Genomic DNA, 23,481 nt, shown 5'->3' with positions numbered 1-23,481 from the left:
GAGGTTTGATGGACGAAAGCAAAAATAGAAAAGCAGAAAAGGCCACAACAAGACGCGGGGCTTTAAAGAAGTTGGGCGTTTTGGGCGTGGGGGCGATCTCTAGCCAAAGTTTGCTTGCGGTGATGCCTGAAAGGCGTTTTCCGGACACAGATAGCGGTAGCAATGGCGTGGTGGTGGGCAAGAGCAATAAAAAGGAGATTCTCTACCACAAAACCCCCGCTTGGGAGATTTTTTACAAAAGTGTATGGTGAGGAGAACACATGGGTAATTTAAGCCGGCGCTCTTTTTTAAAGATGGGCGCAATTGGGGCTGGGGCTGGGGCAAGCCTAGCCTTTGCCAACACAAAAGCCACAAAGAAAGAAAGCACGATCGATCCCAATGAGGGGGTTAAACGGGTCAAAACGATTTGCAGCATCTGTTCGGCGGGCTGTGGGATCATTGCGGAGGTCAAGGACGGGGTGTGGATTCGTCAAGATGTGGCGCAGGATCACCCCATCAGTGCAGGCAGCCACTGCTGTAAGGGCGTGGATCAAATTGACTTAGTCAAGTCTAAAATGCGCCTCAAATACCCGCTCAAAAGAGAGGGCGGGCAGTGGAAGCGCATCAGTTACGAGCAAGCAATCAATGAGATCAGCGAAAAAATGCTCAAAATGCGTGAAAAATACGGGCCCGATAGCATGATGTTCTTAGGCAGTGCGAAAATGAACTCGCAGCAAGCCTACTACTGGCGCAAGTTTGCCGCCTTTTATGGGACAAACAACATAGACCATGTAGCCCGCATTTGACACAGCACCACAGTCGCCGGTGTGGCGAATACATGGGGGTATGGTGCGATGACAAACCACTTCGGGGACATTGTCGGGCATTCTAAAGCGATTTTGATGATCGGGCTAAACACAGCCGTGAGCAATCCGATCGGCTTTAAGCACTTTTTGCAGGCCAAGGATCGCAACAACGCGAAATTGATCGTGATCGATCCGGTCTTTACCAAAAGTGCGGCTAAGGCAGACATTTATGTGCGCATCCGCTCGGGCACAGACATTGCTTTTGTTTATGGCATGCTGCATCTGATCTTTAAGCATGGTTGGGAGGATAAGGAGGTCATTAAAAACCAAGCTTACGGGATCGATGCGATCAAAAAAGAGGCGTTGCACTACACGCCTGAAGTGGTCGAGGACATCACCGGCGTGCCTAAGGATTTGTTGATCCAAACCACAAGGGTGTTTGCCACCGCCAAGCCCGCCACTTTGGCATGGGCTCTTGGGATCACACAGCACACAGTGGGTAGCGGCAACACGCGCATTTTGTCTATTTTGCAACTCGTACTAGGCAACATGGGCAAAAAAGGCGGGGGTTGCAACATTGTGCGCGGGCATGACAATGTGCAGGGCTCTACGGACATGTGTTGTGTGGCGGACAACTTGCCCGGCTACTATGGACTGAGTGAGGCGAGTTGGAGGCATTATGCTAAATGTTGGGGGGTGAGCTTTGAGAGTTTGCAAAAACGCTTCTTCTCTCCCGAGTGGATGCACAAAAAAGGCTTTAGCCTTTCGCTTTGGTTTGAGGGCGTACTGCAAGAATCTAAAACCCACTCGAGCGCGCCCATAAAGGGTTTGTGGGTGCAGGGCAATGGGGTCAGCTCCCTAGCGCACAACACCAAAATGGCGCGGGCGATTGAAAAGTTGGATTTAATGGTGATTGCCGAACCCTTCTTAAACGAGGCGGCGATTTTGACAGATAGACCCGATGGGGTGTATGTCCTACCCGTGGCGACACAATTTGAGTGTGAGGGGATCGTGGTCGCGACCAACCGCGCGGCACAGTGGCGTAGCCAAGTGGTCAAACCTCTCTATGAAGCCAAACAAGATCACGAGCTCATGTTTGAAATGGCGAAGAAATTTGGCTTTTACGAGGAATACACCAAAGCCCTGCTCTGTGATTTTGACAAAAATGGGGAATTGGTGCAGGTGCGCCAAACTTTCCAATGGCCCGAAGACGCGACTCGTGAAATTGCCCGCTCTGTCAAAGTGATCGGTCTTGGGGGCTGGACCCCTGAGCGGCTCAAAGCCCAACAAGAAAATTGGCACATGTTTGACTACATCAGCCAAGAGGGCTATGGACCGATGAAGGGGCAATATTATGGGTTACCTTGGCCGGCTTGGACACCACAGCACCCCGGCACGCCTATACTTTATGACATCAGCACCCCCACCAAAGAGGGGGGCATGGGCTTTAGGGCGCGCTTTGGTGAAGAACACGAGGGGCATAGTTTGTTGGCCGACAAGAGCGTTACCATCAAGGGTTCAGCCATTAAGGGGGGCTATCCTGAAATCACCAAAGCCAACATTGAAAAGGTCTTAGGCATCAAGCTCACAGAGCACGAAAAGGCGATCATGGGGGATAATTGGAAGGTGGACACCAGCGGGCTCATCCAACAAAAATGCGATGAAAAGGGCGTTTGTGTTTATGGTAATGCCCGGGCGCGCGCCATCGTGTGGAATTTCATCGATCAAATCCCTGTGCATAGAGAGCCTCTGCACTCCCCGCGCCCGGATTTGGTCAAAAAATACCCTGCCATTGAGGATCAAGTGAATAATTTTAGGGTCGATGTGCGCTATGCCAGCGAGCAGACTAAAGAGGAGTGGGCTAAAGAGTTTCCCATTGTGATCGCCTCCATGCGCCTTGTCAATTTGAGCGGGGCGGGTATGCTAGAGCGTACCAGCAAGTATCTTTCCCACATCACGCCCGAGATGTTTTGTAACATCCATCCCGATCTAGCCCTCAACCACGGGATCAAAGACGGGGAGATGATGTGGGTGCACTCCCCCGAGGGGACGAAGATCAAAGTCAAGGCGATCTTTAGCCACTCCGTAACCCCCGATCGCATTTGCATGCCTTACAGCTTTGCGGGGATTTTACAGGGCGTGGATTTATCTCATCGCTACCCAGAGGGCACCAAGCCCTACACCACCGGTGAGAGCTCGAACACGATCACCAATTACGGCTTTGATCCTGTAACGCAAATTCCCGAATTTAATGCCGGCCTGTGCCGCATTGAGAAGGCTTGACATGGAAAACCTACAACCTGCAAAACAAATCCCCAACGCCAATCGCATGAAGTTTTATTGCGATGACAACCGCTGTATCAGTTGTTTCGCCTGCTCTGTGGCGTGCTCGCATTCTAATGAGCTAGAAGTGGGTCTAAATCGGCGCAAGGTGATCACCCTTTATGAGGGCGTGGAGGGCAAGGAAAAATCGATCTCCATTGCCTGCCAACACTGCACGGACGCGCCCTGTGCGCAGGTTTGCCCCGTAGATTGTTTCTACATTAGAGAAGACGGCATTGTGCTGCACAACAAAGAAACTTGTATCGGGTGTGGCTACTGCCTGTATGCCTGCCCCTTTGGCGCACCCCAATTCCCCCGAGATGGGGCTTTTGGTGTCCGGGGCGTGATGGATAAATGCACCATGTGCGCGGGCGGCCCTGCGCCCACACACTCTAAAAAAGAAATGGAGCTTTATGGGGTTAATCGGATCGCCAGCGGGCAAGTGCCTATGTGCGCGGCGACTTGTTCGACCAACGCCTTGTTGGTGGGCGATGCCTTGAGCATCGCCGACATCTATAGAAAACGCGTCATGGCTAAATACGCCAATGCCCAGGATTTTAAAACCAAAGCGCAACACCAGGTTGAGGGCGCGACACCTTAAGGGGGCACTATGAAAAAACTTGTGCTTTTTATGGGACTTTTGGCGGGCTTAAAAGCCCAAACCACCCCCCTAGATCAAGAGCGCATTTTAGGCATTTTGCCCTATGGACAAACGCACACGGGTGCGCTCGGGCAAATTTGGACCTTGTGGCAGGGGCATTATTTTTTATGGCTCTTTTTGGCAGTGGTACTTGGGGTTGCCTTTGCCTTTCTCTTGCACTATCTCATCATCGGGCCTAAGCAGTTTGCCCACAGCGGCCAAAAAGTCCCCTTTTTTAGTTTATTCAACCGCGTGATCCATTGGATTGCCGGGGTGAGCTTTACCCTGCTCGTGCCTACGGGGCTGATCATGATTTTTGGGGATTTCTTTGGGGGCGGGGCGTTTGTGCGCTTTTGCCGCATCACGCACAGTGTGGGTTGTGTGGTCTTCATGATCGCTGTTGTCCCCATGCTGGTCATGTGGTTTAAGGACATGATTTTAAGCCTCGCGGATTTTAAATGGCTCTTCATCATGGGGGGCTATCTTTCCAAAGAGAAAAAGCCTGTACCGGCCTATAAATTCAACGCAGGGCAAAAAACTTGGTTTTGGATCGCCACTTTAGGCGGGTTTGTCATGATCGCTAGCGGAGCGATTCTTTACTTCAACACCAACGATTTAAGCCAAATTGCTGACTTTTTTGGACTTTACCAAATTTCGCTCTTGCGTTTAAGTGCGCTGGTGCATAACTTCTTTGGGCTGGTGCTCGTGGGCTTTTTCATCGTGCATTTATACATGTCTTTGTTTGCCATTAAAGGCTCTTTACACTCCATGATTGATGGGCAAAAGGAGCTTGAGGAGGTCAAAATCCTGCACAGCTTGTATTTGAAAGAGGGGCGCTGATCTTTTAGGGCTGTGAGAGCCACTTAATGGCGTTTTCATAGCTCTTAATGCTGGCCTTGTTTTGATAGGCGATGTCAAAGGCACAGCCGTGGTCGACTGAAGCCCTTTTGATGGGTAAATTTAAAGACACATTGATGCTTTCTTCAAAGTGAAGGGCTTTTAGGGGGGCTAGCCCGACATCGTGGTAAAGGGCGACAAAATGCCTAAATTTTGCTCTAAAGTGGGGCGCAAAGGCGCTATCGGCGGGCACGGGCCCCAAGAATTTGGGCATTTTTAAAAGGGCGTTGGCTTGCTCTATGGCTTTTTGCACCTCCACATCTTGCACGCCGATCGCCCCATTGTCCCCACAATGCGGATCGATCCCCAAAACCACAATTTGTTCTTGCGTGTCTAAAACTTGTGCTAAGGTGCATAAAAAGTCCCTTAAAGGCTCTAGGCGCACTTTTAGGCTCACTTGAGCTAGGGGGATGTGCTCGCTAAAAAGAGCCACCCACAGACTAGGGCAACCAAGCACCATGATCGCCTCTTGCTGGTATCTCTCTCTAAGTAAGGCGGTGTGCCCGGGGGCATTAATGCCGGCGAGTTGCCAAGCGTGCTTGTGGATGGGCAGCGTGCAAACCCCACTTGCCTCTCTCTTGTCGCACAAATTTAAAGCCTCTAAAAAACTTGCATGGCTATAAAACCCGCTCGCCTTGTCTATGCTGGCGGGCTTGATGGGGGGGGTGGGGGCGTTGGGTTCTATACACGCCATATTTTCTAGGGCGTGGGTGTAGCTGTGGTTTAAGAGGGCATTGGCTTGTGCTAAGAGCTCTTTATGCACACAATAAAGGGGCTGGCACACTTGGCTGATGTTAAAATGCGCTTTTAGGGCGATCTCTGGGCCTATGCCTTGAATATCCCCGATAGAAATGGCGATTTTAGGACGCACGCATCGCCTCTTGCATGGCCCCAATCGCCCTATCTAGCCCCACAATCACCGCCCGTGCGATGATGGCATGCCCAATGTTGAGCTCACTAATGCCTTTTAGCTTAGCCACGAGCCTGACGCTGGCATAATTTAGCCCATGCCCGGCGCACACCTCTAGTCCCATTTCTTGCCCTTTTAAGGCACTTTGGGCGAGCTCTTCTAGGCTTTGCTTAAGCATATTTTGTAGGGTGGCGTTGGACTCTGGAAAATTGAGGCGGTTTTTATGGCGTTTAAAGCCCGTGTAAAGGGTGTTGAAAAGATTGCTGAATTTGCCCGTGTGTAGCTCCACGATTTTCACACCTAGCTCTAAAGCTCTGTCTAAATTCTCAAGGCTCGGGTCAATGAAAAGGGCGACTTCGATCCCACAATCGGCATACGCCTTGATCGTGTCTTGCAATTTGGGGTGTTGCAGGTTTAGCCCCCCCTCTGTGGTGATCTCCGCCCTTCTTTCGGGCACTAAGGTAACTTTAAAGGGTTTGAGGGTGCATAAAATTTGGGTGATCTCAGGGTCGATCGCACACTCGGCGTTGATGGGCAGGGGGGCGTGTTTGAGGATGCTTTTCACATCGTCCTCGTGGATGTGGCGGCGGTCTTCTCTTAAATGCAAAGTGATCAAATCCACGCCCATATTTTTAGCGATGAACACCGCCTCTAGGGGGTCGGGTTCGTGGATTTTGCGTGCCTCTCTTAGCGTGGCGATGTGGTCGATGTTTAGCCCTAAGCGCATTTTGTTTGTCCTTGAAGTTTGGCATAAAGTTTAAGATAACAGCCCACAAAAAGGGCGATGAGGAGCAACAAAGCGTAAGGGTGCTTGCGGCATAAAAAACTCACCCACATAAAAGGCAAATTGGCAAGCACGATCCACAAACCCGTTAAGGCGTTGGGGTTTAAAAATCTAGGTTTGTCTTGCAAGCTTTTAAACAGCAAGGTGTGTAGGTGCAGGGCATCTGGCAGGGTCGCCTTTTGTTTCTTTAATTTACGCCGTGCGATGGAAAACAAGACCTCTGTAACGGGATAGACCATTAAAGCTAGCCCAAACCACGCACTCACCACCCCCTTGAGCGACAAGTCCATCAAACTTGCCCCCAACACAAAGCCCAAAAGATAAGCCCCCCCATCGCCTAAGAAAATGAGCCCTTTGGGGAAGTTCAACACCAAAAACCCCAACAAGGCGCAAAACATGGCTAGAATGAAAGGGTTGGGGGCGGCTAGATACATAAAGCCCAACGCCAACAGGCTTGAGCCCCCGGCCAGCCCGTGAAAGCCATCGATGATGTTCATGGCATTTGCCACGCCCACGAGCATGAACACGCTAAAGGGCAAAGCCAAAAGCCATGGCAAATGAAGCAAGGGGGCAAAGTCTTTTAAAACCAAGGGCACCAAGAGCACCACCCCCAGCGCGCCCAGACTTTGTAAGATCAAGCGCATTTTAGGGCTTAAAGAGAAGTTTAAATCCTCTAAAAAGCCACTGATGAAAATAAGCACCCCCTAAAAACCCCCATATCCCCAAAAATCCCCCACTAACAACAAACACCACAAACACCCCCAAACCCCCAGCTCTAGGGGTTTTTTTGGTGTGGAAACCTTGGGGTTTGTTGGCGTTGTCGGTGAAAACCTCGGTGTTTTTGGCATAAATGATCACGCCCAAAGCACAGGCAAAACTCAATAAAAAGTACCCAAACATAAAGGGCATTATACCCTAACAAAATGCTATAATGCGCCCCATGCTTAAAAAATTGTTCTTAGTGTTTTTGTTGTGCACGAACTTGGGGCGGGCGGAACTTCCTAGGGATGCGGTGATCTTGGAGGACATCGGGGATGTCTTGCGACTCATGCCCATATTTGTGGGTATAGTGAGCCTTGGCATACGGGATTATCGGGGGATGGGTGAGCTTGCCATCGGTTCTTTGGTAACCCAAGGAGTGATCTATGAGGTTAAAAATATTTTTCGGATGCCCACAAGAGGGGGCGTATGTGCCCTTTGCCAAACGCCCTTGTTGTGATAGCTGGCGGGGGATGCCAAGTGGGCATGCGGGGGGCGTGGAGCGCGGCGGGGTTTGTCTATTACCGCTATGGCTGGAAGCCGGCTTTGCCCGTGATCGCTTTGGCGATTTTAACGGACGCGACTCGGGTGGTGGCAGAAAAACATACGATTTTGCAAGTCGTGGTGGGCTCGTTGATCGGCTGGGGTTTTGCCTATCTTTTCACCTCCAAATACCGCCGTAACTGGGAGCTCTACCCCGAGATCGGTTGGGACAGCAGGGGCTATGCCCGCTATGGTATGCGTTTCCATTATAGATTTTAAGTGATTTAAAGCGGAATTTTGTTATAAGGGGTCGTTCGTGCTTGGTTATTTGTGATTATAAATTTAGCTTAGTTTTGATCTAAATTTATCTCGTAGCGTTGTGCGTTCATCGAATCAGATTAACACTAGGACGAGACGATGCGTGTTGGGCTCAAAATCTTACTTAATATTTTGCTTGCTTTGGTTGGGTTGGGTGTCTTGGTTGTCTTGCTGACAGACTATAAGCAGCATGTCCTTGTGCAAGAATTGATCCATATTACGGAACAAGATGTCATCAAAAAGAAGGAAGAAGCCTTGCGGGACATGTTTACCCTAGTCCAACATGGACTACACCGCTTCTACCGTATACAGCCCTCCAAAGAGCTGGCTCTTAAATTCACTTTAGACTATTTCAAGGTCATCAACAGTGACCCAAGTTCGGTTTATATGGTGGCGGTGGATAAAGAGGGCAAAGTGCTCTTTGACCCCGTGAACTCGGAAACTGTGGGCAAAAGCGGGTTAAACTTGCAAAGTGTGGATGGAGTCTACTATGTGCGTGGCTACCTAGAGGCGGCGCAAAAGGGCGGAGGTTTCACCCGTTACAAAATGCCTAAATTTGCCGGCGGAGTGCCCGAACCTAAGGTTGCCTACAGCCAGTACGACCCTGTGAGCAATATGGTCATTGTAACGACCACCTATTACAGCGATATTTTGAGAGACTTTAATAGTGTCGAAAAAGATGCAAAAAAGAAGATGTTGCAAAATTCGCGCATTTTAACCGCGTGGATCAGCGGTACGGTGTTGTTCATGATCTTGGTTTCTAGCATCGCTGTTTATTTCATGATAATCCGGCGACTCAAAGCGACTGTGGATCGGATTTACAACTTTGGGCAAGGGGACAAAGATTTAACCAAACGCTTGAAAGTACACAGGGGGCATGATGATGTGAACAAAGTTGCCATCAGCATCAACACCTTTGTGGAGAAGATTCATAAGTGCATAGAGGGTATGAAGGACAACAGCGTGCATAATAAATCCTTAGCGCATAGATTGCAAGCCATCATTGAGATCACCTACAAGCGGGCTAAGGACAACGCTACCATTGTCCAAGACATTTGCCAAGAAACCAACACTCTCACCGCCTCTGTGGCTAAGTCGGTGCAAGCCGCTAAAGAAGTGGGGGACAAGTTAGGGCAGATGCAGACCTCCATTGAAGAGTCCAACGCCTCTTTAACCACGATGCTCACCCAGATTTTAGAGGGGGCTAAAACCGAGGAAGAGTTGGCCAGCAAGGTTGAGCAACTGAGTAAAAACGCCGACAGCGTGAAAAGCATTTTGCACATCATCAACGACATTGCTGACCAAACCAACTTGCTAGCCCTCAACGCTGCCATTGAGGCGGCACGCGCCGGCGAACATGGGCGGGGCTTTGCGGTGGTGGCTGATGAAGTGCGCAACCTCGCCGCCCGCACCCAAAAAAGCCTCGCTGAAATCAACAGCACCATCGGAGTGATTGTGCAAGAGATCAACGATGTCAGCAACCAAATGAACCTCAATTCTAAGAAAATTGAAGAGTTGAGTGCGGGCAGTATGGAGGTGCAAGAACGCTTTAAAAACATGAGTGCAGAGGTGGGGGTGGTGGTGGAAAACACCCACGCCTTCATCAACGACTACAATAAAACCGGAGAAAGTATCCACACCATGGCGGGGCGTTTGATCCAAGTGGATAAAGACACAGAAGAGTCGTTAGAGGATGCCAAAGAGATCATAAGCCTAGCCAACTCGCTCAACACAACCACTGCCGAGCTAGACACGGAGATCAACCAATTTAAAACTTAGCCCTAACTCCAACTTTGGGCGCGGGTTGCCTAGCCCTTTTGGCGCAATTTTTGGGGGATTTTAAAGGGGGGTTCAACCCAAACTCTCAACACAGTAACACACAAACACTTCTGCAACAAAAAAGAGCGCACAGCCCCTAAGCCCACACGGGGCGAAAACTTCTAAGGTTTGGGGAACTTGGCCCCTAGCTCCACTTTATGAGGGCTTGCAAGGGGGTGGTTTAGGTGGCTTTTTAAAATTTGGCCATGACGCTTGTCCATAAAAGCTATAACCCTACTTTGGGCTTTGGTTCAGGAATGGCGTTTGTGGGGGTAAATTAGAGCGTATTTTTAACGACACGGGCGATGGTGCTTAAGTCCTTTTCAAACAGCGCAAAAGTGTCCAAAAGCACCCCATCACAGCGCAGAATACAGGCTAGCCCTTGCTGGTGCAAAGCATGGTGCAACTCTTTAAAATCTTTTTTAGGCGTTAAGAGCAAGCCAAAGCTTTTAAGCCCCATGTCTGCCACACCTCCGCCCACTAAGGCGGTTGTTTCTAATAGAGTGGCTTTTATGCCGCCTAAAAGGTGCAAGAGTTTTAATGCCTTGTTTAAAAGGGTGTCGCTGTCTTGGGCTAAGAGTCTTTGTGTGGGGTTTATTTGCCCTTGTATGTGGGCTTGCAAACTCCGAGCGAGCATGTAAAGCTGGATTTTATCCGCTCTAAATGCCCGATAAAGGGGGTGTTTGGCTAGTTTTTGTATGCACTCTTTAGCCCCCAGCACCACCCCGCCTTGCACGCTGCCGAGTAACTTATCTGCGCTAAAACTCACCAAGTGGGCGTGCTTTAAAGATTTCTGCACCTGTGGCACGCTTTGCATACTGCCTAAATCCTCGTAAAACAACACCTGATGCGCCGTGGCAAGCTTATAGAGCTCTTTTGCCCCCACAGAGGCGACAAAGCCTTGTTGCAAGAAGTTGCTAAGGTGTATGGTGGTGATGAGAGTAGTGTTAGGGCTTAGGGCGTGTTGGTAGTCTTGTAGATAGGTTTTGTTCGTGCTGCCGACAAATCTAAGGTTGGTAACACACTCTAAAAGCTCATGCGCTCTAAAATGCCCCCCGATTTCCACTAATTGCCCGTAGGAAAGCAAGGTTTCTTTGTTCTGGGCTTTGGGGGCAAACACGCTAGCCACGAGCACTAAGGCACTGGCGTTGTTGTTTAAAATTAAAGCGTCTGGGGCATTGAAGAGCATTTTTAAAAGTTCTTGCACCAAGTGGCAACGATTTGCCCGTTTGCCCGTTTGCATATTGACTTCTAAATTGACATAGCCGCCAAGCAACTCCAATTCTTTTAAATGACTAGGCTCTAAGCACGCGCGCCCCAAATTCGTAGACAACACCACCCCCGTGGCGTTGTAAAGGGGCTTTAGGGGGGCGGACATGAGGGCGGTATAACGCTCTTTGATGAGCTCCACCCACTCATTTAAGCTCGCGCACGCAAAGGGGGTAACTTGGTGGGCTTTAAAAAGGGCGGTGGCTAGGGCTTTTAGGCGTTCTCTTGGGTAGGTCTTTAGGGCTGGGGCGTTTAAGAGGGCGTGCATGGCCGGGGGGTTGGTTTTCATAGGGGCGATTGTAACACAAAAGGGGCATTTTTAGTTATACTCAAAGCTCATCAACGCATAGGGGTTGGCATGCAAAATTATGGTTTGAATTATTGGGGCAAGGAGGATTTTATCCTTGAGGAGGGGCTGGTGAAGGTCAATGCCGGCAATAAGCCTAGCCTCCTAGATATGGTTTTAGACATGCGCGAGCAGGGGTTTAAAGGCCCCTTGCTTTTACGCTTCCCCCATTTGATTTCCAAACAAGTACATAAGCTTTTTTCGATGTTTTCCCACGCCATTTCTCAATACCATTACAGCGGAGCGTTCAAGGCGGTCTTCCCCCTAAAGGTCAATCACATGCCAAACTTCGTGCATGCTTTGGTGGAGATTTCAGGGCAATTTAGGGGAGCGTATGGACTAGAGGCGGGCTCTAAAGCAGAGCTGATTTTAGCGATGGCGTATATCCACGAGAACGCCCCCATCACGGTCAATGGTTTTAAAGACAAGGAAATGATCGAGTTGGGCTTCATCGCCGCGAGCATGGGGGCGGACATCACACTAACGATTGAGGGCTTAAGCGAGCTAAAGAGTATCCTAGAAGTGGCGTTAGAAAACAACACCATCGGTGAAAATGCCAAGTTTTGCCCCAAAATCGGCATTAGGGTGCGCTTACACAGCTCAGGGATCGGGGTGTGGGCAAAAAGCACGGGCATCCATGCCAAATTTGGGCTCGCCAGCACGGAGCTCTTAGAAGCCATGCATTTATTAGAAACGCATGGCTTGTTAGGCCAACTTAGCATGATCCACTTTCACATCGGTAGCCAAATCAGCGACATCACGCCCCTAAAAAAAGCCCTCAAAGAGGCGGGCAATATTTACGCCGAGTTGCGTAAAATGGGGGCATTTAACTTAAACAGCATCAACATCGGGGGGGGGCTAGCCATTGAATATTCCCAGCACAAGCACCAGTGTGAGCGCAACTACACCTTAGAAGAGTTTGCTGGCGATGTGGTGTTTTTGCTCAAAGAAATTGTCAAGAATAAAAAAGAGCTAGAGCCCAATATTTTTATCGAGTCGGGGCGTTTCATCAGCGCAAGCCATGCGGTGCTCATCGCCCCCGTGTTAGAGTTGTTCTCCCAAGATTACGATGAAAACACCTTGCGTCTTAAAGAATCTAACCCCCCTTTGGTGGCAGAGATGGAGGATTTATACCACAACATCAACAGCAAAAATGCCATTGAGTATTTGCACGACAGCCTAGATCATATGGAGTCGCTCTTTACGCTCTTTGATTTGGGCTACATTGACTTGCAAGATCGTAGCAATGCTGAGGTGTTGGGGCATTTGATCATTAAAAAGGCGATTGGGTTTTTGCGCCACAAGGACCACAACGACATCATCCGTATCCAAGAGCAGGTGCAAGAACGCTATTTACTCAACTGCTCGTTTTTCCAAAGTTTGCCCGATTATTGGGGCTTAAGACAGGGCTTTCCTGTGATGCCTCTACACAAACTCGATGAAGAGCCCACAAGGAGCGCGAGTTTGTGGGACATCACTTGCGACAGCGATGGGGAGATCAGCTTTGATAAGGACAAGCCCCTTTTCTTGCACGATGTGGATGTGCGCCAAGAGGATTATTTTTTGGGTTTCTTTTTGGTGGGGGCTTACCAAGAGGTGCTTGCCATGCACCATAATTTATTCACCCACCCCACAGAGTGTAGTGTGCAAATCACAGACAAGGGCTATGAGCTCACCGACATCGCCCAAGCCCAAACCATCCTAGACGCTTTGGAGGATTTGGACTACGACACCAAAGAGATCGAGCGGATTTTAAAGCAAAAGATCGAAGATAGCGAGCTGTTAGAGGATAGCGAGGATAAAAAAGAAATGCTCGGGCGGCTGTATGTCATGCTGAGTGAAAACGGGTATTTAAAGACTCTCGCCCAAGAGTAGGTTTTTTGTTATAATCTGTCTTTTTAGGGAGCGCACATGGATTTTGTGGATTTTAGTTTAAACACCATCGAAGTCGCCATTTTACAACACGGCTATCAAGGCAGCGTACAAGCCACTTTAGAGCACACGGCGCAACTTCTAGCACGAGCCAAAACACAGCATCTCCATTTAGATTTGGTGGTCTTGCCTGAGTTGCACCCCTACCCCTACTTTTGCCAGCACGAAGACCCTAAGTATTTTGCGTGGGCGCGGGAGTTTAAGGCACAATGCAATTTCTTAAGCGGGCTGGCTAAGGCGCATGAGGTGGTGCTGGTGGGCTCGCTCTTTGAGGAGCGCATGGTGGGGGTGTACCACAACACGGCAGTGGTGTTTGAAAAGGACGGCAAATTGCTCGGGGTGCAAAGAAAAATGCACATCCCGGATGACCCTAGATTTTACGAGAAATTCTACTTCACCCCGGGGGATCGATACACCCCTATCGCGAGCAGTGTGGGCAATTTAGGGGTGCTGGTGTGCTGGGATCAGTGGTATCCAGAAGCTGCAAGGCTCATGGCACTGCAAAAGGCGGACATTTTGATTTATCCTAGTGCGATCGGATGGTTTTGCGATGAAGAGAGCGAGGATTTGGAGGAAAAAGGTTTGCAAAGGCAGGCGTGGATGGGGGTACAAAGGGGGCATAGCATCGCCAACACCATCCCCGTGATCACCTCTAATCGGGTGGGCTTTGAGCCAGACCCCTCGGGCAAGACCAGCGGGTTAGAGTTCTTTGGCTCCAGCTTTGTGTTCGGGGCTTTTGGCAAAGAATTGGCTCTAGCGGGCTTTGAGGAAGAGATTTTGTATGCGTGCCTTGATTTAGATGAAAGCGCAAGGGTGCGCCAAATGTGGCCCTTTTTTAGGGATCGGCGCATAGACACCTACAAACCCCTCATAAGACGGGTGGTGGATTAAAGCCATGCGTTTAAAAGCCTTGGGGTTAGTGCTAGGGGCTTTCTTGGGGCTTGGCTTGCCTTTATTTGGGGCAACTTCTAAGCCCATGGGTGTTATGGCTTTTAGAGAAGTTTTAGCCGTGCATTTCATGCGCTCGGCGATTGTGAGCCACAATCTAGCCTTGCAGGGTGATCGCTCCACCCTTTTTACAGGGGCGATCTGCGAGAGCATGGATGCACCCTATAAATGCTATGTCCTAAGAACCCTTGTTTTGTCCCATTTTGAGAAGGCGGCGCACGCCTATCGGGGCAAAAGGATTGTGTTAGAAGGGGATGCACGCAAACCCTTTATTGTCGCCATGAAAGAAGCCTTGCAAGATTTCATGCGAGATTTTTTAGGGGAGTAGCTGTGCTTTTAACAAATAAATTGAGTGGGTAAAGCTATGTCTTTATGGAGTAATCCGGCAGTGGTCGCCGTGCTTGTCATGGTGGGTTTGAGTTTAGCCCGTTTGAATATTTTGCTGGCGATCATCAGCGCCACGCTAGTGGGCGGACTGATGGGCGGGCTGGGGCTTGTAGACACCACGAAAATCATGATCAATGGCATGCAGGGCAATTTAGAAACGGCTTTGAGTTATATTTTACTAGGGGCTTTGGCTGTAACGATTTCTAGCGGTAATTTGATGAAAGTGGTTTTGTTCAAGCTTGTAGCTTGGTTGGATCAAAAGCGCACGATTTTTTGCTTTCTCATCGCTTTCATTGCCTGCTTTTCGCAAAATTTAATCCCCGTGCACATCGCCTTCATCCCCATTTTAATCCCCCCACTTTTGCATTTAATGAACCGCCTACAAATCGACAGAAGGGCGGTGGCGTGCGCACTCACCTTCGGCTTGCAAGCCCCCTACATGACGATCCCCGCCGGTTTTGGTCTGATTTTCTTAAATTTGATCGTGGATAATCTACGCCAAAATGGCATACAAACCAACCTTAGCGAAGTGGTGGCCGTCATGTCTATTTCTGGTTTAGCCATGCTCTGTGGGCTGGTGGTGGCAATCTTGTTGCTGTATAGAAAACCTCGCTTCTATGAAGACCGCCTAGAAAGCACCACCCATGAAGAGCTGAAACTGCAAACAAAGGACTATCTCGCTCTAATTGGCATTGTGCTCGCCTTTATGGTGCAGATTTTCACAGGGTCGTTGCCCCTTGGGGCGTTTATCGGGCTTATGGTGATGCTTGTGGGCGGGGTGATTAAGTGGGGGCAAATGGACATGGTGATCGATGAGGGCGTGAAAATGATGGCGTTTGTCGCCTTTGTCATGCTCGTGGCTTCGGGCTTTGGCGAAGTCTTGCAAAAGACCCATGCCATTACGGACTTGGTGCATTTGGCGAGTGGGGCGATTTCGGGCAAGTTTGCGGGGGCTTTGATCATGCTAGTGATTGGGCTATTCATCACGCTAGGCATAGGGACTTCCTTTGGGACTTTGCCGATCATCGCCACCTTTTATTGCCCCTTGTGCCTAGCCCTAGGTTTTGACACAAAGGCGACCATTTTGCTGATAGGCATTGCCGCGGGACTGGGCGATGCGGGCTCGCCCGCCTCTGATAGCACCATAGGGCCGACCACGGGGCTCAATGCCGACCAACAACACAACCACATCTACGACACCTGCCTACCCACTTTCTTGGTCTATAATATCCCCTTGATCATCTTTGGCGTTGTGGGAGCGTTGTTATTATAAAAGCGCAAAAATGGTGGCGTTTAAGGCGCATTTTAAAGCTAGCGATCCCCTCTGGAGTGAATAATTTTTTAGAAATCTTTGTTTTAGCCGTGTCTGTGGTTTTCATGGGGCGGTTGTCCGATAACCACATTGTGGCCATGGGCGTGGGTCTGCAATATATCATGCTCTTTTATGCCCTAAACTCCATTTTTTACATCGGTACAAATGCGACTTTAAGCCGCCTTGTGGGGGCAAAAGACACCACACTAGTGACGGTTGGGTATTCAAGCATTTTAATCGGGGCGTGTGTGCTGTGCGTGGGGGCTGGGGTGGCCGGCTTTCTTGGCATTAATGCGTTTGTCAAGTGGATGGGGATCAGAGGCGATGCAAGTGGCCTTGCCAAAGAGTATTTGCAGATTTTGATTTGGGCGATGCCTGCGATCTTTGTAAAAAACACGATGGCAAGCGCGCTAGCAAGCTTGTCCGACACCCTGACACCCTTTGTGCTGAAAATTATGATGAGCGCGTTGTGCTTATTTCTAAACGATGCCTTGATTTTCGGGCATTTTGGCTTTGTGCGCCTTGGCATTAAGGGGGCGGCGGTGGCGAGCGTGGCTGTGGCGTTTTTAGAGCTCACGCTGCTTTTTTTAGCCATTAGCCTTAAAAAGAACAACCCCCTAAAATTCCGCCCCATCTTTGACGCCACTTTGTTTAAGAAAACTTGGCAAGTGGGCTGGCCCTCGGGTTTTGAGCGGATGCTCACGCTCTTTTCTATGGCTTTGGTGTCTAAGTTTGTGGCAAGTTATGGCAATGAAGTGCTGGCTGGCATGCAAGTGGGCTTAAGGATTGAAACTTTCAGCTACATGCCCGGTCTTGGCTTTACCATTGCGTGTATGGTCCTTGTGGGGCAACATTTGGGGGCTAATCAAGTCAACAGAGCGCAAGAGTATATCCGCACGATTTTAAAGGTGGCGGGGGTGTCTTTGGGCTTTTTGGGCGTGGGGATGATTGTTTTTGCCAAAGAGCTAGCCGGCATTTTTAGCCAAAATCAAGAGGTCGTGCAAGTGGCGGCGTGGTATTTAATGGTGGTGGGGCTTTCTCAAATGCCCTTAATGTGTATGTTCGTGCTGGATGGGGCGTTTCGGGGGGCGGGGATGGCAAAGGTGTCGCTGTTTATCAACACTTGCAGTTTGTGGGGTTTGCGGATTTTGCCCATGTTTATTTTTTGGCGTTTGGGGCTTTCAGTGCGTTGGTTTTTTGTGCTGATTTGCTTAGAAACCTTTGTTCGGGCGGGCTTTTTTTACATTGCCTACAAAAAGGGCATATGGAAAAAGCCCGGGCGTTTTGCTATTTAGTCAAAGCCTCTTTGCGGGCGAGCTCCAAATCGCTTTTGAGCATGTCTAAAACTAAATCTTGCACGCTAAATTCCCGCCTCCAACCCAACTCTCTTTCAATTTTAGACGGGTCGCCAAGCAATAAATCCACTTCTGTGGGGCGGAAGTACCTAGTATCCACACGCACCAGCACCTGCCCTTTTTTGAGCGGGGCTAGTTTGAGATTGCCTAAAAGCGGGCTTGGTGCAAAATCCACGAGCACCCCTTGCTCGTCAGTACCCTGCCCCTGAAACTCCAGAACCAGCCCTAGTTTTTCACACGCCATCAACACAAAATCCCTAATCGTCATGGTCTGTCCGCTCGCCACGACATAATCCACGGGGTGGCTGTGTTGCAAAATCAAATGCATCGCCTTGACATAGTCTTTAGCGTGCCCATAATCCCTCTTAGCGTCCAAATTGCCTAAATACAAGCACTCTTGCAAGCCCAAAACGATACGGCTTAAAGCCATCGTGATTTTACGGGTTACAAAGGTTTCGCCCCGCATGGGGCTTTCGTGGTTGAATAAAATCCCATTGACCGCAAACATGTTATAGGCTTCCCTATAATTCTTGGTGATGTAGTAGGCGTAGAGTTTTGCCACAGCATAAGGGCTACGGGGGTTAAAGGGAGTGTTCTCGTTTTGGGGGGTTTGCAACACCTCGCCATAAAGCTCGGAAGTGCTGGCTTGATAAAACCTTGTGTCTTGTAGCTTTAAAAAACGCACCGCCTCTAAAAGACGCAATGTCCCCAAAGCGTCCACATTTGCCGTGTACTCGGGCATTTCAAAGGACACCTGCACATGGCTTTGGGCGGCTAGGTTGTAAATCTCTGTGGGTTCTATTTTAGCAATCAAGCTGGTCATGTTGCTGGCATCTGTCAAGTCGCCATAATGCAAGAAGAAGCGGTTTTTATGGGCGTGTATGTCCTCATAGATCGCATCTATACGGGCGGTGTTGAAAGAGGAGCTACGCCTTTTGATGCCATGCACCTCATAGCCCAAATCTAATAAATAGCGGGCTAAATAGCTCCCATCCTGTCCTGTAATGCCCGTGATGAGGGCGATTTTCTTTGCCATTGCTCTCCTTTAAGGTCTTTTGTAATCGTCTTGCAACCGTTCAATGTCGTTCTCGTCTAAAATCTCCCCGCACTGCACTTCTAAGATTTTCAAAGGTTCGTTCGTGTCGTTGCCTAGGCGGTGGATTTGCCCCTGTTTGATAAACACGCTTTCATTGGTGGGCACGCTCAAAGACTGCTTGCCCACCACCACGCTCGCCACCCCCTCCACCACGACCCAATGCTCGCTTCTATGCTGGTGTCTTTGTAGGCTCAAGCGTTTGTGTGGGGTGATTTCTAAGAGTTTCACCTTAAAAAAGGGGTGCTCGAGCAACACCTCAAAGCTCCCCCACGGGCGGTATTGCAGGGGGTAGGTTTTGAGCAATTGGGGGTACTCCTCACCCACGCATGCTACAAGTGCTTTCAAGCCGTCCAAATGTGCCTTTGTGGCGACCAAGAGCGCGTCCTTGCTATCCACCACCACGCAATTTTCAAGACCTAGCAAACAGACCAATTTATCGGGTGTGGCGTAGGTGTAGTTGTTCTTGGCATGTAGGGGCAAAAGGGGGTTATTGTGCGCCACATTGCCCGCGCCATCGGCGGGTAAACTCGCCTGCAAGCTCGCAAAATGCCCCACATCTTGCCAGTGGGCATCTAAGGGGATTAATTTTAGCCCCTTACACTTTTGCCACAAGCAAATATCCACACTCCCCTCTTCTAGCTCCTCCATGTTCGCGCACTTTAAAATAGCGGGCAATTTTTTGGCGTGGTGGTGAACCTTTTTGCACGCCTCGAGCATTTGGGGGGCGTGTTGCATGCACGCTTGCAAGAACACCCCCGCTTTAAAGACAAACATGCCGCTGTTGATATAAAAATCCCCACCTTCTTGCTGTAACTTGGCGATCTCTTCGGGGTTTGGTTTTTCTATGAAGTCTAAGACCTCATAAACCCCATTTTGCACGGGTGCACAGCGCACAAAGCCGTATTGGTTGCTAGGCTTCTTAGCGATCCCAAAAAGCAGCATTTGATTGGCTTTAGCGCATTCTAGGGCGGTTTTGAGAGCCTCGTTAAACGCCTCTTGATCCATTAAATGGTCTGTGGGGCTGATCACAAGGATTTCTTCAGACTCGCAAGAGAGAGCGGCAAGGATCAAGGCATTCATCGTGTTTTTACCGGCACTCTCTAGCAAAAACTGCGTGCGTTCCTCTAGCTTGGCTTTTGCGATCTCTTCTAGGGCGTGGAAGTAATGCGCTTCATTGCACACCACCAAGAATTTGGCATGGGGTGATTTTAATCGTTTTAAAGCCAGCCCGAATAAACTTTGCTCCCCATAGAGTTTTAAAAATTGTTTGGGGAAGTGCTCCCGACTCAAAGGCCACAACCTCTTGCCACTCCCCCCACTCAGCACCACATGCACCACAGCAAACCCTTAAAATAAACTAAAATCGCATGATAGCGCAAAGGGACTTAAACTCTCCCTCAAAACTTAAAATGGACTCTATCTTAAAATAATCTTAATTTATATAGGCTTGGTGGATGATTGCAATTATAAGATATACTCGTTGGTTTACCAAACTTATACTTTAGTTCGATACGAGGGTCTTAATGTTTATCTTATTTTTTTATGTTAAAGTGTCCTACCTCTAATTTTATTTAAAGGATCACGATGAAAACCATAAAAAAAGCATTGGAGTTTGGGCTGTGTGCTGTGGCTATATCCGCGTTCTTGCCAAGGCAAGCAGGAGCGGTGGCTTTTGCCTATGATTTAAAGTTCATGAGCTTTACTTACAACTTGGCAGGCAGAGACAACCCCTATTGGAATAGTCTCGTCAACATGAAAAACCGAATCATGCCAGAGATCGGGATTCAATTCGACAAACACCAATCCATCATGTTTGGGGCGTGGTTTATCCAAAACCTGCACACCCACATTAGCTACTTCCCCTATACATGGGGTGTTACCATGTATTACAGTGCGGTGGGCAAGAATTTTAGGACTTATATTGGCATCATCCCTAGAACTTACACGATGGCAAACTACCCCCTAGCCGCCTTTAAAAAGCTCTTTTGGTTTAAAGACCCCACCGTGAGAGGGGCGATGTTTCAGTACAAACCCGCCTACAACCCAAACCGCTGGTGGAATGGCTGGGCAGAGTTCATCGTCGACTGGTATGGTGGGCGTAATTGGAACAATGTTGGGGGCAAAAAATACGCCGCCAATCACTACAACATGAACCAAATGCTCTACTTTGGGGCGAGCGAGTGGTCGTTTTTGAAGGGGTATTTGGGTTTTGGCGGGCGTGTGGTCGCCTTCCACAACACCAGCTCTTATAGCATGGGCGATCCTTACCCCTTTGGCGGGCACTCCGATCCAGCCATGCGTGGGGACACTCCCCTATGGCCTAATGGTTACCCCTATGCTAGTGGCGAGCCTTTAGGGGGCGTACCCGGGCAATACAGCAACCCCACAGTGCTCGATCGCATTTATTACTACGGCTACATCAAAAGCGACTTAAAACGGCTAGCTCCTTTCTTGGACAAACTCTCTGTCGCCTTTGGCACGATGAGTGAACAAGAGCACTACTGTGTGCGTGCGGGCGATCATTGCGGGCCCAGCCAATGGTATAACAGCTTTGGTGGGCAATTTGACTTTGACATACAATACAAGGGCTTTGGCTTTTATGAAAAATACTACTTCTCCGACAAGCCCCAAATGAAGTTTTACGCCACTTACGGGCGCGCGCTCTACACAGGCTTGCCATGGTACCACGCGCCTAACTTTGAACGCATCGCACTTTACTATGTTTATAAAAACAAGTACTTGAGCGTGCGCGCGGACTGTTTCTTTAACTTCATGGGCGGGGGCGATGGGCATAGTCTAAACGGGCATGGTGGCCACTGGTACACCACCTTCCAACAATTCGTGACTGTGGGCATCGACACCCGCCAGCTCGTGGACTTCATTCGAAGCCACAACCACAAACTCTAAAGGGCTAAAAACGCCCTCAAGCGCTCTAGGCTGGTTTGATAGCCTAGAGTAAATAGGGTTTCCTTGACCCCAATCCCCCCCGCTTCTCCAAGCAGGGCAATTCTCAGGGGTAGCATCAGTGCCCCCGCTTTAAGCCCCATCTTGGCCATCAAGGCGTGTAGGGCGACATCTAGGCTATCTACACTGCTAAAATCTTTCTCACTAAGACACGCTATAAGGGTTTTTAGCACCTCTAGGGCTTGCGCTTTGTTTTTGAGTTTGTCTAGGGCGTAGCTTGCGGGGGCGTTTAAAACCCTAGACACCTCGCTAGCCATTTCTTTGAGAGTGGCCACCCGACTTTTGAGCGCCTCTAGCAAGGTGTCTTGTTGTGCAGGGCTCAGCGTGTTAAAACCACTTGGCAATTCAAAATCTACCAACAACTCCTTGAGCGAGTCTGCAGGGCTTTCTTTGAGATAGTGGCTGTTGAGCCACTCTAGCTTATGCGGGCTAAAGCAGCTGGGTGCGCTGTTTAGGTCTTTGGGGTTAAAAAATTTTTTCATCTCTTGTAAATTGAAGATCTCTTGGTCCTTATGGCTCCAGCCTAGACGCACCAAAAAGTTTAAAAGCGCTTCTTTAAGATAGCCCAACGCTTTATAATCCATCACCCCCATCGCCCCGTCCCTTTTGCTAAGCTTATGCCCGCTCTCATTTAAAATCATGGGCACATGGTAGAAATTAGGGATTTTAAAGCCTAGGGCTTGGTATAAAAGGATTTGCTTGGGCGTGTTGCTTAAATGGTCATCCCCACGAATCACATCGCTGATCTCCATTAAAGCATCGTCAATCGTAACGACAAAATTATAAGTCGGGACTCCATTAGAGCGGGCAATCACAAAGTCGTCCAACTCTTCGGCCTGCACGCACACCTCCCCCTTCACCCCGTCTTTAAAGCGCACCTCTCCACTTAAAGGGGCTTTGATCCGCACCACAGGCGCAACGCCACTAGGGGGCGTGCCTTTAAAATCGCGGTAACGGCGATCGTAGCGGGGGGTTAACCCCTGCGCTCTTTGTGTTTCTCTGAGCGTTTCTAACTCGTCTTTAGACATATAACAATGATACGCCTTGCCCTCGTCTAAGAGTTGCTGTATGTAGCGTTTGTAAATATCTAGCCTCTTAGATTGGTAAAGAATTTCGCCATCCACTTCCAGCCCGACCCACTTAAATGCCTTTAAAATCGCCTCTGTGGCTTCCTTGACATTGCGGTCTAAATCCGTGTCCTCAATGCGTAAATGAAACCTCCCCCCGCAAGAGCGGGCGTAAAGGTAGTTGAAAAGGGCGGTTCTCAAGCCCCCTATGTGTAAGTGCCCAGTGGGCGAGGGCGCAAAACGGGTGGTCACCATTTTAAATCCTTGATGAAAGTCTTAAATTCTAGCAAAGGGCGTTGCAATAGTCAATGGCCGCAGCCATGATCAATGACTGCTCCCACTCTTTTAACCTCCCCACTAAAGCACACATCAGCCCCCTTTAAACGCCACGCCAACACCTCCCCACTTGGGGGGATACAGTGCGCCTTATTTTCCACTCCCCTTTTTAGCCCAGCGAAAAACACCGCCCCCATGCCCGTCCCACAAGCCAGCGTAATGTCCTCCACGCCCCGCTCATAAGTGGCTAGGTGGATGGTGCTGGGGTTTTCTATGTAGGCGATATTGACATTGGCATTGAATTTTTGGCGCAGGGCTTGCATGGCGGGGGTTTTGGCTTTAGGCATCTTGTTTAAGTGATCCACAAAATGCACTAAATGGGGCACGCCACTATCTATAAAAGCCCACTCTTGCCCCTCAATTTCTAAGGTGTCTAGCCATTTGGGCGTGCCTAAATTGCTTTGCACCACGCCCCCACTCTGTGTAACTTCTAGCACTTCTAGACTAATCACCCCCGCCCCACTTAAAAAGCGGTGCTTCTTAGAGGCTAGCCCTTGCGTGTAGGCGTAAAGCCCCACGCAACGACTCGCATTGCCACACATGTTTGCCAAACTCCCATCGGCGTTGTAAAACTCCCATGTGTAGGCAAACTTTGGGTGTGGCAACAAAACCACTAAACCATCTGCTCCAAAGCCATAGTGGCGGTTACAAAGTGCTTTGGCTAGGGCTTGGCGGTTTTGGGGTTTAAAGTGGTGCGTGATTAAAAAATCGTTGCCACTGGCGCAATATTTAACTAGGTGCATGTTTTGCCTT

18 protein-coding genes and 2 pseudogenes are annotated in these 23,481 nt (G+C 49.4%); 12 read left to right on the top strand and 8 right to left on the bottom strand.

The annotated features are described in order from the left end of the window. The first annotated feature begins 8 nt into the window (after window positions 1-8). The 4 genes from K6J72_RS07440 to K6J72_RS07425 are packed head-to-tail and all read left to right on the top strand — an operon-like array spanning window position 9 to window position 4,587. On the top strand, window positions 9-251 hold the full coding sequence (locus K6J72_RS07440; protein WP_221279448.1) for a hypothetical protein: 243 nt from the start codon (window positions 9-11) through the stop codon (window positions 249-251). Window positions 252-293: 42 nt separating this feature from the next. Further along, entirely contained in the window at window positions 294-3,068 is a 2,775-nt protein-coding gene (locus K6J72_RS07435; RefSeq protein WP_260320709.1) for a formate dehydrogenase subunit alpha, read from the top strand. Between the two features lies 1 nt (window position 3,069). Further along, window positions 3,070-3,708 (top strand): formate dehydrogenase FDH3 subunit beta, encoded by a 639-nt coding sequence (gene fdh3B, locus K6J72_RS07430; protein ID WP_221279446.1) that lies wholly within the window; start codon window positions 3,070-3,072, stop codon window positions 3,706-3,708. 9 nt (window positions 3,709-3,717) lie between these two features. Then, on the top strand, window positions 3,718-4,587 hold the full coding sequence (locus tag K6J72_RS07425) for a formate dehydrogenase subunit gamma (RefSeq protein ID WP_221279445.1): 870 nt from the start codon (window positions 3,718-3,720) through the stop codon (window positions 4,585-4,587). Window positions 4,588-4,591: 4 nt separating this feature from the next. Here the strand turns inward: K6J72_RS07425 and pdxA are convergent, their stop codons facing one another. The 3 genes and pseudogenes from pdxA to K6J72_RS07410 all read right to left on the bottom strand — a co-directional run bounded on the left by pdxA (window position 4,592) and on the right by K6J72_RS07410 (window position 7,247). After that, on the bottom strand, window positions 4,592-5,515 hold the full coding sequence (gene pdxA / locus K6J72_RS07420) for a 4-hydroxythreonine-4-phosphate dehydrogenase (RefSeq protein WP_221279444.1): 924 nt from the start codon (window positions 5,513-5,515) through the stop codon (window positions 4,592-4,594). Continuing rightward, window positions 5,505-6,281, bottom strand: a complete 777-nt coding sequence (locus K6J72_RS07415; protein ID WP_221279443.1) for a pyridoxine 5'-phosphate synthase — start codon at window positions 6,279-6,281, stop codon at window positions 5,505-5,507. Before K6J72_RS07415 ends, pdxA begins: the two co-directional genes overlap by 11 nt. After that, window positions 6,272-7,247 (bottom strand): annotated as a pseudogene (locus K6J72_RS07410) (glycosyltransferase family 4 protein). The gene K6J72_RS07415 and the pseudogene K6J72_RS07410 overlap by 10 nt, the downstream one beginning before the upstream one ends. Before the next feature lie 31 nt (window positions 7,248-7,278). On the opposite strand from K6J72_RS07410, the pseudogene K6J72_RS07405 reads away from it, so the two are divergent. Next, a pseudogene (locus K6J72_RS07405) lies at window positions 7,279-7,859 on the top strand (phosphatase PAP2 family protein). Window positions 7,860-7,997: 138 nt separating this feature from the next. Further along, a complete protein-coding gene (locus K6J72_RS07400) occupies window positions 7,998-9,677 on the top strand; it encodes a methyl-accepting chemotaxis protein (RefSeq protein WP_221279442.1) in 1,680 nt (559 codons plus the stop codon). A 316-nt stretch (window positions 9,678-9,993) separates the two neighbouring features. Here K6J72_RS07400 and selA read toward each other — a convergent pair whose 3' ends face one another. Beyond that, window positions 9,994-11,274, bottom strand: coding sequence for an L-seryl-tRNA(Sec) selenium transferase (gene selA / locus K6J72_RS07395; protein WP_221279441.1), 1,281 nt, complete (start codon window positions 11,272-11,274; stop codon window positions 9,994-9,996). A 69-nt stretch (window positions 11,275-11,343) separates the two neighbouring features. Between selA and speA the strand changes: the two genes are divergently transcribed. The 5 genes from speA to K6J72_RS07370 are packed head-to-tail and all read left to right on the top strand — an operon-like array spanning window position 11,344 to window position 17,205. After that, complete coding sequence (gene speA / locus K6J72_RS07390) at window positions 11,344-13,206, top strand: arginine decarboxylase (RefSeq protein WP_221279440.1); 1,863 nt, start codon at window positions 11,344-11,346, stop codon at window positions 13,204-13,206. 36 nt (window positions 13,207-13,242) lie between these two features. Then, window positions 13,243-14,154: a carbon-nitrogen hydrolase gene (locus tag K6J72_RS07385; RefSeq protein WP_221279439.1), complete on the top strand. Its 912-nt coding sequence runs from the start codon at window positions 13,243-13,245 to the stop codon at window positions 14,152-14,154. Between the two features lie 4 nt (window positions 14,155-14,158). Continuing rightward, window positions 14,159-14,539 carry a hypothetical protein gene (locus K6J72_RS07380; protein WP_221279438.1) on the top strand — a complete coding sequence of 127 codons (381 nt, stop codon included), beginning with the start codon at window positions 14,159-14,161 and terminating at the stop codon, window positions 14,537-14,539. A gap of 36 nt (window positions 14,540-14,575) precedes the next feature. Beyond that, on the top strand, window positions 14,576-15,871 hold the full coding sequence (locus K6J72_RS07375; protein ID WP_430886734.1) for a Na+/H+ antiporter family protein: 1,296 nt from the start codon (window positions 14,576-14,578) through the stop codon (window positions 15,869-15,871). A 56-nt stretch (window positions 15,872-15,927) separates the two neighbouring features. Beyond that, window positions 15,928-17,205, top strand: a complete 1,278-nt coding sequence (locus K6J72_RS07370) for an MATE family efflux transporter (RefSeq protein ID WP_221279436.1) — start codon at window positions 15,928-15,930, stop codon at window positions 17,203-17,205. On the opposite strand, the gene gmd is transcribed toward K6J72_RS07370, so the two are convergent. Then, window positions 17,198-18,301 carry a GDP-mannose 4,6-dehydratase gene (gene gmd / locus K6J72_RS07365; protein WP_221279435.1) on the bottom strand — a complete coding sequence of 368 codons (1,104 nt, stop codon included), beginning with the start codon at window positions 18,299-18,301 and terminating at the stop codon, window positions 17,198-17,200. The two genes, K6J72_RS07370 and gmd, sit on opposite strands and share 8 nt — an antisense overlap. A gap of 9 nt (window positions 18,302-18,310) precedes the next feature. Continuing rightward, entirely contained in the window at window positions 18,311-19,699 is a 1,389-nt protein-coding gene (locus K6J72_RS07360) for a mannose-1-phosphate guanylyltransferase/mannose-6-phosphate isomerase (RefSeq protein WP_221279434.1), read from the bottom strand. Between the two features lie 246 nt (window positions 19,700-19,945). Between K6J72_RS07360 and K6J72_RS07355 the strand changes: the two genes are divergently transcribed. Next, window positions 19,946-21,268: a hypothetical protein gene (locus K6J72_RS07355; protein WP_221279433.1), complete on the top strand. Its 1,323-nt coding sequence runs from the start codon at window positions 19,946-19,948 to the stop codon at window positions 21,266-21,268. On the opposite strand, the gene gltX is transcribed toward K6J72_RS07355, so the two are convergent. Continuing rightward, window positions 21,265-22,647 carry a glutamate--tRNA ligase gene (gene gltX, locus K6J72_RS07350; RefSeq protein ID WP_221279432.1) on the bottom strand — a complete coding sequence of 461 codons (1,383 nt, stop codon included), beginning with the start codon at window positions 22,645-22,647 and terminating at the stop codon, window positions 21,265-21,267. The two genes, K6J72_RS07355 and gltX, sit on opposite strands and share 4 nt — an antisense overlap. Window positions 22,648-22,697: 50 nt before the next feature. Next, on the bottom strand, window positions 22,698-23,471 hold the full coding sequence (dapF, locus tag K6J72_RS07345) for a diaminopimelate epimerase (RefSeq protein WP_221279431.1): 774 nt from the start codon (window positions 23,469-23,471) through the stop codon (window positions 22,698-22,700). Between the last annotated feature and the right edge of the window lie 10 nt (window positions 23,472-23,481).

This window comes from Helicobacter sp. NHP19-003 (assembly GCF_019703305.1).
Lineage (GTDB): Bacteria > Campylobacterota > Campylobacteria > Campylobacterales > Helicobacteraceae > Helicobacter > Helicobacter gastrocanis.
The sequence above is the reverse complement of the archived record's forward strand: the minus strand, read 5'-3'. Positions and strand labels throughout refer to the sequence as shown.